Below are 12,434 nucleotides of genomic sequence, written 5' to 3'. Positions count from 1 at the left end.
AGAAAGGACTGAAGTCCTTACTACAAACCTATTTTGGTTCGTAGTGAGGACTTTAGTCCGCAAGAAAAGAAAGGACTGAAGTCCTCACTACGAACCTATCGATCGCATCAATCAACTACGGCAAATCGGTTTCACCCATCAAATAAAGGTCGCACTCCCGGGCCACGCCGCGCCCTTCATTAATCGCCCAAACCACCAAACTTTGTCCCCGGCGACAGTCCCCAGCCGCAAAAACTCCCGGAATACTGGTTGTATACTTTTCGTGCTCGGCTTTCACATTGCTGCGGGCGTCGCGTTCCAATCCCAGCGCATCCAACAGCGGCTGTTCCGGGCCCAGGAAGCCCATCGCTAGCAACACAACCTGCGCCGGCAACACTTTTTCAGTACCGGGAATTTGCTTGGGAATAAACTGCCCTTTCTCGTTTTTCGCCCACTCCACCTCAACAGTGTGCACGGCTTTGACGTTGCCGTTTTCGTCGCCCTCGAACTTCGTGGCGGTGGTGAGATAGCCGCGCGGGTCATCGCCGAATTTGGCTGCGGCTTCTTCTTGGCCGTAATCCAAGCGGTAGACTTTCGGCCATTCGGGCCAGGGATTGTTGGCTGCCCGTTCCGAGGGCGGTTTGGGCAGGATTTCTAGCTGTACCAGGCTTTTGCAGCCGTGGCGGATGGAGGTGCCCACGCAGTCGGTGCCGGTGTCGCCACCGCCGATAATCACCACATCTTTGCCTTCGGCGGAGATGAAGTTATCGTTGGTGCTCTTGTCTAATACTGCTTTGGTGTTGGCTGTCAAAAAGTCCATCGCGAAGTGGATGCCTTTTAATTCCCGCCCTTCGATGCCTAAGTCGCGGGGTTTGGTGGCGCCGGTACAGATTACAACTGAGTCGTATTCTTTTAGCAGTTGTTCGGCTGGTAAGTCTTTCCCGACTTCGGTGTTGCAGACAAATGTTACGCCTTCGTCTTCGAGGACTTTGAGGCGGCGCATCACGACTTGTTCTTTGTCCAATTTCATGTTGGGGATGCCGTACATTAACAGGCCTCCCGGTCGATCGGCTCTTTCGTATACAGTTACCAAATGACCGGCTTTGTTCAATTGCGCCGCAGCCGACAAACCAGCGGGCCCGGAACCGATAACAGCGATTTTTTTGCCGGTGCGTTTAGCTGGTGGTTCGGCGGTAATCCAGCCTTCATCCCAGCCTTTATCGATAATCGACGCTTCGATATTTTTAATCGTGACAGGCGGGTTGTTGATGCCGAGCACGCAAGCGCCTTCGCAGGGGGCGGGACAGACTCTGCCGGTGAATTCGGGGAAGTTGTTGGTTTTGTGCAGTCTGTCTAGGGCTTCTTTCCACAATCCCCGATATACTAAGTCGTTCCATTCGGGGATGAGGTTGTTAATCGGGCAGCCGCTTGCCATGCCGCTGATGATGCTGCCGGTGTGGCAAAATGGGATGCCGCAGTCCATGCAGCGCGCGCCTTGGCTGCGGAGTTTGTCTTCCTCCATCGGTAGGTGAAATTCGTCCCAGTTGTGGATTCGATCGACTGGTGAGAGTTCGGAGGGCAATTCGCGCAAGAATTCGATAAAGCCTGTTGGTTTTCCCATAGTGCTGTTTTTGTTAGAATTTACTATTCTGATAATTTGTCAAAGCTGAGGCCTGTAGGCTTCTGAAATAACTATTGTGATATAAATTGCGGGCGATCGCACCTCAGATAGATCAATTCGTACCTGAAATCTTCTATATTGCCCTAGCTACACATCATCTGGCCCAAAAACGCTGTTTGTTCTTTAGTCTGCTTGGCCTAGACGAGAGTTTGACTCTGACGTGGTTTCAAGCGTCGAGTCCGATTTTTTGGATATATGGCACTATTCTCAACAACAGGCGTTTTGCCTGTTCCACAAAGAATTAATTTGATTGTGGGCTGTCCCGCCCGCTTTTCAATAACTTATTGAGAATAGTGCCATATCTCAAATATTGCTGATACTCCCACATCTGGCAACTTTTCAGCGCAGTCCCATCGTGCTGCTCTCTAAATACTATAATACCAGTAGTTTTTATAATAAAAGTGGTTCTTAAGGAGGACTAAAGTCCTCAGGAAGAAGGACTAAAGTCCTGACTACGAACCTTTTTTGTGACGGGTGATTTACTAGAGATGGTATCAATGCTTTGTGCAATCAATTGGGGATAACAAAACTGCGCGAACTTACGGCGGCTGCAAAAATAAAAAAAATTACTCCCATCCCCAATAACCCAACAGCTAAACTGAAGAGAAATATCAACCCATCTGACGGTTCGTAGGTATTCTCATCAATTTGGCGGCGCACAATAAAGTATTTTCTAGTTGAGATTAACACGGTTGCTAAACCCACCAGAGAGAAGACTAAACCCAACTTCCAACCCGTGCCGTGACGGTGCTGTATGGGGATTTGCACGACGCGAAACCGCACGATCAGGACGCCAAAACCCATGAGGGCGATCGCACTTCGCATCCACGACAGAAAGGTACGTTCGTTTGCAGAGCGATCGATCGCCTTTGACAGATTTTCCTGCTTGAGTTTTTCCTCGTCTACTGTCATCGGTTTGAAGGAAATATCTGGGGCGATCGCACTTTTAGATATATTTAGGAAACACTCGGATTATTCGGGACTCATGAAACTAGCTGCGGTACCGGGAACTGAGAAGATAAAATAAATTACTCCCATGCCCAAAAGTACGATCGCCAAACTAAACAGCAGCACCCACCTGTCCGTAGGCTCGTAAGTATCGTAATCGATATCGTGACGCACAGCAAAGTAGTGCTGAGTGGAAATTAACACTGTCAGCAAACCCACCACAGAAAACAGCAAACCCAACTTCCAGCCATTACCCGGAGTCGGCAAAAGAGGCGGGTGGAAGGCTCGCAGGCGGACGATGACGACGCCAAAACCCATCAGGGCGATCGCTGTTCGCATCCACGCTAAATAAGTGCGCTCGTTTGCTAAATGATCGCGCACCCGCGAGGGATTGTGTCGCTTGGTTTTTTGCGTATCTGCTTTTGGCGATTTAAATGGTAACAGCATAGATCGAACTCTTAATTTTGACTGGAAACCTGGAGCAATATTTATTTTTTTAGCTTGTCTTCTGGTTGTATCGGAATGATTTAACCACAGAGAACACAGAGGGCACAGAGAGGGAAGATAGAGATGAATACAGGACGATCGAATCGGATTTGATATCAGGGGGAACTTGTCTGCGCTAAAGCAGAGATTTTATGTTATCATTTTAAGTCAGTTTATCTCAGCTTAAACCATAAAATTTTATTAAAATTATCATAAATATTTATTACCCAAAACTCGTACATTATCTGTCTTGATAGAAAGGAAATTACAAAGGTTTTATTGATATTTTTCGAGACAGAAAGAGTGGCAGTAGCCGATAAGTAAGCTGTACTGAATTTAAATTGTATATTGCGATGACCATCAAAAATTCTCTCCTCCTTTCTTTACCCTCCGAGCGAAGCAGTTATAGTCCTCTCCCTCTCGAACACCATACACAATCTAGATGCAGTACAGCTTATTTCCCCTCTACTAGCAACTCCTCAAAATCCGCAGCCGGCACGGGAGGGCTGAACAAATATCCTTGCATAGCATCGCACTCGTAGCGCCAGAGAAAATCTCTTTCTGCTTCTGTTTCAACTCCTTCGGCAACTACTTCAAGACAGAGACTGTGCGCCATTTCAATAATCGCTTTCACAATCGCTGCATTTGTGCAACCATCGGTAATGTTGCTGATAAAACAGCGGTCAATTTTTAAAACATCGAAGGGATATTGTGTCAGATAGCTTAAGGAAGAATAGCCTGTGCCGAAATCGTCAATAGATATAGAAACTCCTAAATCTTTCAATTGTTGCAAAGTAGCGATCGCACTTTCGGCATCCTTCACCATCATACTTTCGGTGAGTTCTAATTCCAAACTGCTCGGTGCTAAACCAATTTCTGCTAAAATTTCGGCAACTCTGCTGCTGAGATTCGCCTGGTTAAATTGGCGCGGCGACAGATTTACCGCTACTTGCTGCAAGGAAAAACCAGCGTTTTGCCAAAGTTGCATTTGCCTGCAAGCTGTTTGCAAAACCCACTCGCCTAATTGTACGATGAAACCAGTTGCTTCAGCATCTGGAATAAATTCGGCGGGCGAAATCAGCCCTTTTTCTGGATGCAGCCAGCGCACTAAGGCTTCGGCGCTCATAATTTGACCCGTCTGAACATCGATCTGCGGCTGATAGTAAACTTGGAATTCTTCTCGTTCCAGGGCGCCGCACAGATTTGTTTTTATCTGCTCTAATTTATCTGCGGCTTCTTGCAGCAATTCGTTGCTTTCCGATCGCAAATTACTCTGCTGTTTGGCCAAAGCTGCTTGTTTTTTCAAGCGGCTCGATACGGCGCCCACAAGTTCAGCTTTAGTAAAAGGCTTAGTCAGGTAATCATCAGCTCCCAATTCCATGCCTTGGCGCATTTCAGAGCGCTCGGCTTTACCAGTCAGAAACACAAAAGGTACTGTAGCAGTAACAGGATGCGATCGCAATGCCGCCAGCACCCCATAGCCGTCAAGTTGCGGCATCATTACATCGCAAAGAATCACGTCAGGAAGATTTGACACCGCCGCATTTAAGCCGATCGCTCCATTTTCTGCACCCGTCACGTCGAAACCTTCAGCTTTGAGGAGTTTGAGAATATTCTCGCGAATTACTCTATCGTCCTCAATCACTAGAATCTTGTTCATATGTCATTCCCTGAAAGCGATATAATTGACCCTGTAGTTGAACCCGATCGGTGTGAGAATAGCTGAGAACGCACAGCTCGATCGACTTCACAGCGGAATATTTTCCGACAAAAATAGCAGACGCCCCTGAAAAACCCTCATTTTCCAAGGACAACTTGATTAATGTTTCTCTGCTTACTTAGCGCCGTCCGTATTATTACGAGGTTAGTTAATAAATCTCTAAACTTAATTTTAGGCGATCGACAGTTAGCAGCACCCTGAATAACTGCTAAACTGATTGTGCCACTAGAGCGATCGTCTGCAAACAATCTCAACCTATTTATAACAGTTGCCAAAAACAATGCAACTGCCCGCAAGTTTAAAACCCTTGCGGAGTAAGTCTTTCCTCATTGTTTAGTGTAAAACCTCAAATCAAACATCAAAAATGGTATTACCAAGTGGATTTCCTGAGCCCGCAAATATTGGCGTCATAGAAGTTAAGCAATATCCTCAGTACCGCGCTGTCACCTACACCCACGCGGGCGATTTGCGACAAGCGACAGGAATCGCATTCAATCCTTTGTTTCAACACATCAGCAACAACCAAATTGCGATGACAACGCCAGTAGAAGCGCGCTACACTGCAACTTCCGAGCAAATCGATGCAATTCCTGTTGCAGAAGTTTCATTCCTGTATCCCGCACCAAATATCGCCCCCAGCAGCGTTAACCCTGCTGTGGAAGTCACGGATACTTCACCGATGACAGTTGTCAGTATCGGCGTGCGCGGCGCCTACACTTGGGAAAGCTACGAAAATAACCTCTCCCAACTCAAAGATTGGCTTCAACAACATCCCGAATACGAAATAGCCGGGCCGCCGCGCCGCTTTTTTTACAATTCGCCCATGACGCCGGAATCCACTAAAATCAGTGAAGTACAAATTCCTATCGAACGTTCTAATAAATAAAGTCAGCAGTCAGCAGTCGGTAGTTATTTGTTATTTGTTATTTGTTATTTGTAAGGGGATACCAATCACAAATGAGTAGCAACCAATTACCAATTACCAGTTACCGATGCCCCATGCCCCATGCCCCATGCCCCATGCCCATCCTGTCAACTGCCGCTGATGTGAACCACGAGTTCGCGAATGTGGCCCCGCTGGCGGTGTTCCCAAAGGTAAATTCCCTGCCAAGTTCCTAACAATAATCTACCGCGTGCGATCGGGATTTGTTCAGAAGTATGAGTCAGTACAGTGCGAATGTGCGCCGGCATATCGTCTGGGCCTTCGGCATCGTGAATGTAACTTGCGCCCTCCGGTACCAGTTTAGCCAAAAAATTAGCCAAATCCGTCAGTACATCCGGATCAGCATTTTCTTGAATCACCAAGCTAGCAGAAGTGTGGCGCAAAAACAAGCTACAAAGTCCTGTTTTAATACCTGAATTTGCTACCACATCTTCTATCTTAAGACTGATATTGTACAGAGACTTGCCTGTAGTTTTAATTTTGAGTATTTCTTGGTGATGAAGCATTCGATTTTAGATTTTAGATTTTAGATTTTAGATTTTTTGCATCAATCTTTAATTGATATGTCAACCGCAGATGTCAGGCAGATTAACACAGATAAACGCAGATAATTTCAAGATAGCAAAGCTTGGGAATGCAATTGTTCGTCTATTGTTGGTGTAGACGAGATTTCAATCGCCGTCATCCTAATCCTCATCTTTAAAATAGTCTACAACAGCTTGGGCGATCGCCTCCGTACCGTGCTTATCCAACTTATCCGACAAACGGGGCGGGTGCAGCGGCTTGTGCAAAAACCCCCAATCCCCCTCAAAAAACTCCGCCGCAGTCACAACTTGGTGTTCCGCATACTTTTCCAGCCACTCCAACAAGACAGCAGCTTCGGCAAAACCATCTCTCATGATAGAAACAACAGGTATTTCCAAGCGCAAAGCTTCCGAAAAAGTGCTGTATCCCGGTTTAGAAACCATGCGGCCGCAGACAGGCATCATATCGACCGGGCGCGGTAAAATTGGGAAAGATTGTGCAAACTGCTGATGTTTGACTCTAATCAAATTCGGCAAATCGGGAGCTCCCGCATCAAAAGTGATAAATTGCCAATCGCTAAATTGCTGTAAATTGTGATAAGGAATTGCCTCTAAACCCAGTCCGCCAAAAGTCAGCAACACAGTTTTTTCCGGCGGTGATTCAATTCCAAATACTTCCCGAATTTTATCATTACTGTAGCGAGGATTGCCGCCAGTCAAGCCGACATCTTCAATATTAGGAAAAGCTGGCATCGGTTCGTGTAAAGGAAGACGAAAAAGCCGATCGCACTTTCCGAAGCATTCACCAATCCAATCCGCCATTTCGTCAAATTCCCCGCCCCAATCTCGATAGATAAAGTCCCACCCAAAATTGCTCATCATCCAGCAAGGAACCCCAGCCGCTGCCGCCATTCGCGTTGCCAAAGGAGGAATATCTGCCAGCACCAAATCCACGCGATTTTGCTTAAGAAAATTCACTTCGCCTGCAATTAGTGAATTTTGCTTTTCCCGAATTTCCCGCAATTTTTCTAGAGTTGCCTCTTTATCCATATGCAAGCTATCAGCCTGCACAACTCCGACATCAAAAGCGCGGGGACGGAGGATGAAATCACCAGTAATATAACATTCTAGCAGCCAGCGAGGTGCAGTTGTGGTGATAATTAGTAAGATATCTGGGTTTAATTCTTGGATTTTTGCAGCTACGGAGGAAACTCGGACGGCATGGCCGAATCCATGATTGGTGATGGCAATATATAATGTTGGTCGAGACATTGGTAATGGGTAATGGGGAATGGGGAATGGGGAATGGGGAATGGGGAATGGGGAATGGGGAATGGGGAATGGGGAATGGGGAATGGGGAATGGGGAATGGGGAATGGGGCATTGGCCCGCGCAGGGCATCGGGCATCGATCCGAAGAGAATTTGTAGCAACTAACTAATGACTAATAACGTTCGCGAGCGGGGACGCTCGCACTATGACTAATAACTAATAACTAATAACTAATGACTACTGCCAACTGCCAACTGCCAACTGCCAACTGCCAACTGACTACTGACTCATTACTCGATCGATAATTTCGCGTGCCATGTCTTGTAAGGATACCACTCGATCGGCAAAACCAGAATTAACCACACTTCCCGGCATCCCCCAGACAACGCTGCTAGCCTCATCTTGAACGATAATCTTACCCCCAGCCTCCCGGATATTCTGACAGCCCAGCAGCCCATCCTGCCCCATTCCCGTCAGCACCACACCCAAAACTCCAGCACCGTAAATCTTAGCAGTCGATCGAAACAGCACATCAACCGCAGGGCGGCAAGAATTTTCTCGCGCCTCTTGATGCGTGCGAATACGCACCCCAAAACCCTGTTTTTCCAAAACCAGATGGTAATCACCGGGCGCTATCCAAGCAACTCCTGGCTCAACAATACTTCCCGTCACAGCCTCCTCCACTCTAATTTTGCACTTTTCGGTCAGGCGATCGGCTAAACGCTTCGTAAACACCGGCGGCATATGCTGCACAATCACAATTGGTACAGGAAAATTAGCCGGCAAATCCTGCAAAATAGTTTCCAAAGCATTTGGCCCACCCGTCGAAACCCCAATCGCTACAATTTCGATTTTAGATTTAAAATTGACCGCTGAATTCGACGAAATCAAACCCGATTTAACTGGCAATGGTGTGGGATTATTGTGAGTCTTAGGTACTTGAATATTCCCCACTTTTGGCATCTTGCCACCATTGCAAAAAACCTTAATTTTCGGAATCAATTGCTCGCGGATGTGTTCTAGCGCCGCTTCCTTGCTCTTCATATTATGAGGCTTAGTCACGTAATCCGTAGCACCCAGCGCCAGAGCATTTAAAGTAGCAACAGCGCCCAACTCTGTGAGCGCGCTAAACATAATTACAGGAATATTTTTGTCAAGTTTTCGGATTGCCACTAGCGTCTCCAAACCATCCATTTCCGGCATTTCCACATCCAGCACAATCAAATCTGGATTCACCTGAGAAATCTTGGCTAAAGCAATTCTACCATTGGGTGCAGTCCCCACAACCTCCAGTGCTGCATCGCCGTCGAGTACGTTACTTAACAATCGGCGCACCACTACCGAATCATCAACAATTAAAACCTTGATCTGGGACATTTTCTATTAAACTCGAAATAACAGATCGAGCAGTAAGCGAGCTTGAAAAAACAGAATTAAATCGCCTTCTACGCCAAGATCGATAATTTTAAAATGAGACATAAATAGTAGAATTGTTGAGCGCATATTAAAATTCATAGCGCTAAATATTTCCTCCGCCGAACCTTCTATATAGTGGGGAACTACATAACCGAGATTGTATTTTAAGGTATTACTAAAAGTGCCGACAATACCGCTAATAGCTAAATTGCCAATTTCCCCCAAGATGTCAGCCTTATCTTGCTTGAATTCCTCGCTGGTTACATCGCCGCCGCCGTTGAGAGCTAAAACAAGAGCATCAGCAGCCTCGCAGGAAAACAACATCTGAGCCGAACCTGATAAATTGCCGTTAAAATCAAGCTGCGCTACAGCTATTAGGTTTTTTCCCAAGGTTTCAATTAGGTTTTTTTGCAAAAATATCGGGGACAGCGCTTGAGATGAAGGCATTTCACATTCTACCTCACACGCAATCATTTCGCTCATCTGAGAAACTGCTGTGCCGATGGCTTTGTTGACAACATCCTGTAATTTTGTGTGTTTTCCGGTTTCGAGCTTGGCTAGGTTGAAATTCCGCAGTTGACTGTGAGAATTAATTGGATCGGCGTTATTTGGATAAGCCGCAGTTGCCACGGTGTGCCGCAATTCTAATTCATTGTTAGTTTTTTTGAGAGTTGCGAATATTCCTGCCAGCGACAAATACTGAATCATATTCCTTGCTAAGTCGTCGCTGAGAATTATCGTGGGTATTTGTAATAATTGCAAGAATTGGATAATTGCTAAATAATTGTGTTCTATGGCTGCAAAATTTAGGATGACAGCTTTGGGATGGTGGCACTCAGCAATATCTAAACAATTGTATAAATCTGTAGTTGTGGCAAATACATATTCGTCTGCTTTTAACGTTTCGCGCAATGTCTGATTTTCTGAATCCGAAAAGCCTCCAATCAGAATTAATGAAATTGGTTTTGAGTAGGTTTTCATTTTAGGGAATTGAGAATTGGGAATTGGGAATTGGGAATTGGGAATTGGGAATTGGGGATTGGGAATTAATTATTTAGGGAGCGCATTGCCCACCTTAACTCACCCATTACTCATTACTCATTACCCATTATCAATTCCCCATTATCTATTATCCAAATCAATACTTAAACTGATTGACAAGTCCTTGCAATTGAGCGGCCGTTTTCGATAATTCGATCGCAGAATTTTGAGTATTGCTAGCACTGGTGGCGGTACTTCCCGCTGCATCGGCGACGCTGGTAATATTGCGGGCAATTTCCGAGGAACCGATCGCAACTTGGTTGACATTGCGCGCAATTTCGGTAGTTGTAGCCGTTTGTTCCTCCACTGCACTGGCGATCGTCGTTTGGAAATCGCTGATTTGGTTGATAATAGAAGTAATTTGGCCGATCGCCTGTACGGAGCTTTTAGTATCAGCTTGAATAGCCTCCACCTTCTTGCTGATATCCTCAGTCGCCGCCGCCGTTTGTTTCGCCAACTCCTTCACCTCATTCGCCACCACCGCAAAACCCTTGCCCGCTTCTCCAGCCCGAGCCGCCTCGATTGTAGCATTCAGAGCCAGCAAATTAGTCTGTTGGGCGATCGAAGTAATCACCTTGACAACATTACCAATCTCTGCACTACTAACGCCGAGTTTAGTAATAGTTTGATTCGTAGTTTCCGCCATCCTCACCGCCGAATTAGCAACCGTCGCAGCTTCCGAAGCATTCTTAGCAATTTCCTTAATACTCACATTCATCTCCTCGATGCCGGTAGCCACCGATTGAGTATTGCTATTAACTAAATCCGCCGCCGCAGATACCGTCCCTGCTTGAGCCGAAGTTTCTTCAGCCGCCGCCCCCATATTTTGACTTTCGCTAATCAATTCCTCCGAAGCACTGCTAACTGCGATCGCAACTTGAGAAATTTGCTGCACCTGAGCGTTCAAATTAGCCGCCATCAGATTAACATTATCCGTCAAATCTTTCCAAGTCCCGCTGATATCAGGAACAGTCGCCTGCCCTCCCAACTGTCCTGCAACTACCTGTTTCGCCAGCCCCGTTACTTCATCTGCAAAAGTATTAAGCTGGTCAACCATAGTATTCAACGTATTTTTCAGTTCCAGAACTTCTCCTTGAACTTCCACAGTAATTTGCTTCGACAAATCTCCCTTAGCCACAGCAGTAGAAACTTCCGCAATACTCCGAACTTGCTCCGTAAGATTAGCCGCCATAATATTCACATTACCAGCCAAACTCAGCCAAGTACCCGACAAACCATCAACAGTTGCTTGACCTCCCAATTTGCCCTCAACGCCAACTTCTCTAGCAACTCGCGTAACTTCTAAAGCAAACTCATTAAGCTGAACAGTCATTTCATTAATCGTATTCTTCAGATCCAGAATTTCCCCTTCAGCTTCTACAGTAATTTTTTTAGACAAATCTCCCTGAGCTACCGCCGTAGTAACTTCCGCAATATTGCGTACTTGATTGGTAAGATTGCTCGCCATTAGATTAACATTTTGCGTTAAATCTTTCCAGACGCCAGCTACTCCGTGAACTTGTGCTTGACCCCCAAGTTTCCCCTCAGTTCCCACCTCTTTTGCTACCCGCGTCACCTCTTTGGCAAAATCGTTGAGACTGTCAACCATTTGATTGAGAGTATCTTTCAATTGCGAAATTTCCCCTGCGGCTTCAACGGTAATTTTTTCATTCAAATCGCCGACGCTAATTGCCGTTGCAACCTTAGTAATATTTCGTACTTGATGAGTCAGATTTGCCGCCATCAAGTTAACACTTGCCGTCAGTTCTTGCCAAATACCCGATAGCCCTTCTACCTCTGCTTGGGTTCCCAATTTGCCTTCGCTACCAACTTCGCGGGCGACGCGAGTTACTTCTAAAGCAAAACTATTTAATTGGTCTACCATTTTGTTGAGAGTAGTCCCAATACGGCGGAACAATCCTTTGATTGGTTTGCCTTCAAACTCTAAGCTAAATTTTTCGGACAAATCGCCTTTAGCTACAGCGTGCAGCACTCGCGCTATGTCTATTGTCGGCGCAACTAAGCTGTTTAGCGTTGCATTCACCGCGTCAATACTGCTAACCCAAGAACCTTTAAATTCTTTGATTTCTCTTGATTTTGGTACTTTGCCTTCTTCGGCAACTGCTTGGCTGACGCGCTCTATTTCGTCAGCAAATTTTTCATTGACACTCACCATTTCATTAAAGACTTTGGCAATTTCACCCAAGCCGTTGTCCGCGGGTAAACGAACGCTAAAGTCGCCATCTCTGACTGCTGCCAGAGCGATAATCAGTTGCTGTTGGTACTGGTTGCTGAAACTCTCTGCTGTTTCTGCAATTGTTGTCGCTACCAAATTGCTGGGTTCCGAGTCAATTTCGGAAGATTCTGAGGCTGTTGATTGATTTTGTGTATCCATGTTTTAGGTAGTTTTATACAATTTATCAGG

Annotated in this window: 11 protein-coding genes; 2 read left to right on the top strand and 9 right to left on the bottom strand. The window is 46.0% G+C overall.

Going from position 1 to position 12,434, the window contains the following annotated elements:
* Window positions 1-115: 115 nt before the first annotated feature.
* The 4 genes from gltD to JGK20_RS11695 form a co-directional block, all read right to left on the bottom strand.
* Complete coding sequence (gene gltD / locus JGK20_RS11710) at window positions 116-1,600, bottom strand: glutamate synthase small subunit (RefSeq protein WP_293230522.1); 1,485 nt, start codon at window positions 1,598-1,600, stop codon at window positions 116-118.
* Between the two features lie 570 nt (window positions 1,601-2,170).
* Window positions 2,171-2,572, bottom strand: coding sequence for a DUF202 domain-containing protein (locus tag JGK20_RS11705; protein ID WP_293197753.1), 402 nt, complete (start codon window positions 2,570-2,572; stop codon window positions 2,171-2,173).
* 60 nt (window positions 2,573-2,632) lie between these two features.
* Window positions 2,633-3,055, bottom strand: coding sequence for a DUF202 domain-containing protein (locus JGK20_RS11700; RefSeq protein WP_293176630.1), 423 nt, complete (start codon window positions 3,053-3,055; stop codon window positions 2,633-2,635).
* A gap of 493 nt (window positions 3,056-3,548) precedes the next feature.
* Window positions 3,549-4,754: an EAL domain-containing response regulator gene (locus tag JGK20_RS11695; RefSeq protein ID WP_293197755.1), complete on the bottom strand. Its 1,206-nt coding sequence runs from the start codon at window positions 4,752-4,754 to the stop codon at window positions 3,549-3,551.
* Between the two features lie 424 nt (window positions 4,755-5,178).
* Between JGK20_RS11695 and JGK20_RS11690 the strand changes: the two genes are divergently transcribed.
* Window positions 5,179-5,700, top strand: a complete 522-nt coding sequence (locus tag JGK20_RS11690; protein ID WP_293197757.1) for a heme-binding protein — start codon at window positions 5,179-5,181, stop codon at window positions 5,698-5,700.
* A gap of 146 nt (window positions 5,701-5,846) precedes the next feature.
* On the opposite strand, the gene JGK20_RS11685 is transcribed toward JGK20_RS11690, so the two are convergent.
* Window positions 5,847-6,263 (bottom strand): secondary thiamine-phosphate synthase enzyme YjbQ, encoded by a 417-nt coding sequence (locus JGK20_RS11685; RefSeq protein WP_293197760.1) that lies wholly within the window; start codon window positions 6,261-6,263, stop codon window positions 5,847-5,849.
* 180 nt (window positions 6,264-6,443) lie between these two features.
* Window positions 6,444-7,553 carry a glycosyl transferase gene (locus JGK20_RS11680; protein WP_293230520.1) on the bottom strand — a complete coding sequence of 370 codons (1,110 nt, stop codon included), beginning with the start codon at window positions 7,551-7,553 and terminating at the stop codon, window positions 6,444-6,446.
* A 5-nt stretch (window positions 7,554-7,558) separates the two neighbouring features.
* Here JGK20_RS11680 and JGK20_RS11675 point away from each other — a divergent pair, with 5 nt between their 5' ends.
* On the top strand, window positions 7,559-7,717 hold the full coding sequence (locus JGK20_RS11675) for a hypothetical protein (protein ID WP_293205150.1): 159 nt from the start codon (window positions 7,559-7,561) through the stop codon (window positions 7,715-7,717).
* A 114-nt stretch (window positions 7,718-7,831) separates the two neighbouring features.
* On the opposite strand, the gene JGK20_RS11670 is transcribed toward JGK20_RS11675, so the two are convergent.
* From JGK20_RS11670 to JGK20_RS11660, 3 genes are all read right to left on the bottom strand, one after another.
* Window positions 7,832-8,929: a chemotaxis response regulator protein-glutamate methylesterase gene (locus JGK20_RS11670; protein ID WP_293197766.1), complete on the bottom strand. Its 1,098-nt coding sequence runs from the start codon at window positions 8,927-8,929 to the stop codon at window positions 7,832-7,834.
* 6 nt (window positions 8,930-8,935) lie between these two features.
* Window positions 8,936-9,949, bottom strand: coding sequence for a hypothetical protein (locus JGK20_RS11665; protein ID WP_293197769.1), 1,014 nt, complete (start codon window positions 9,947-9,949; stop codon window positions 8,936-8,938).
* A gap of 157 nt (window positions 9,950-10,106) precedes the next feature.
* Window positions 10,107-12,404 carry a HAMP domain-containing protein gene (locus tag JGK20_RS11660; protein ID WP_293225155.1) on the bottom strand — a complete coding sequence of 766 codons (2,298 nt, stop codon included), beginning with the start codon at window positions 12,402-12,404 and terminating at the stop codon, window positions 10,107-10,109.
* Window positions 12,405-12,434: the final 30 nt, after the last annotated feature.

It is taken from the genome of Microcoleus sp. PH2017_05_CCC_O_A (assembly GCF_020738785.1).
In the GTDB taxonomy this organism is placed as follows: Bacteria; Cyanobacteriota; Cyanobacteriia; order Cyanobacteriales; family Microcoleaceae; genus Microcoleus.
Note: the sequence above shows the minus strand (reverse complement) of the source record. Positions and strands in the feature narration are given on the sequence as shown.

What these genes read in the sequence shown, in the direction of transcription:
- JGK20_RS11680 (WP_293230520.1), bottom strand. Translation starts at nt 7,553, where the DNA reads ATGTCTCGACCAACATTATATATTGCCATCACCAATCATGGATTCGGC.
- JGK20_RS11690 (WP_293197757.1), top strand. Translation starts at nt 5,179, where the DNA reads ATGGTATTACCAAGTGGATTTCCTGAGCCCGCAAATATTGGCGTCATA.
- JGK20_RS11665 (WP_293197769.1), bottom strand. Translation starts at nt 9,949, where the DNA reads ATGAAAACCTACTCAAAACCAATTTCATTAATTCTGATTGGAGGCTTT.
- JGK20_RS11675 (WP_293205150.1), top strand. Translation starts at nt 7,559, where the DNA reads ATGGGTAATGGGGAATGGGGAATGGGGAATGGGGAATGGGGAATGGGG.
- JGK20_RS11700 (WP_293176630.1), bottom strand. Translation starts at nt 3,055, where the DNA reads ATGCTGTTACCATTTAAATCGCCAAAAGCAGATACGCAAAAAACCAAG.
- JGK20_RS11670 (WP_293197766.1), bottom strand. Translation starts at nt 8,929, where the DNA reads ATGTCCCAGATCAAGGTTTTAATTGTTGATGATTCGGTAGTGGTGCGC.
- JGK20_RS11695 (WP_293197755.1), bottom strand. Translation starts at nt 4,754, where the DNA reads ATGAACAAGATTCTAGTGATTGAGGACGATAGAGTAATTCGCGAGAAT.
- JGK20_RS11705 (WP_293197753.1), bottom strand. Translation starts at nt 2,572, where the DNA reads ATGACAGTAGACGAGGAAAAACTCAAGCAGGAAAATCTGTCAAAGGCG.
- JGK20_RS11660 (WP_293225155.1), bottom strand. Translation starts at nt 12,404, where the DNA reads ATGGATACACAAAATCAATCAACAGCCTCAGAATCTTCCGAAATTGAC.
- gltD (WP_293230522.1), bottom strand. Translation starts at nt 1,600, where the DNA reads ATGGGAAAACCAACAGGCTTTATCGAATTCTTGCGCGAATTGCCCTCC.
- JGK20_RS11685 (WP_293197760.1), bottom strand. Translation starts at nt 6,263, where the DNA reads ATGCTTCATCACCAAGAAATACTCAAAATTAAAACTACAGGCAAGTCT.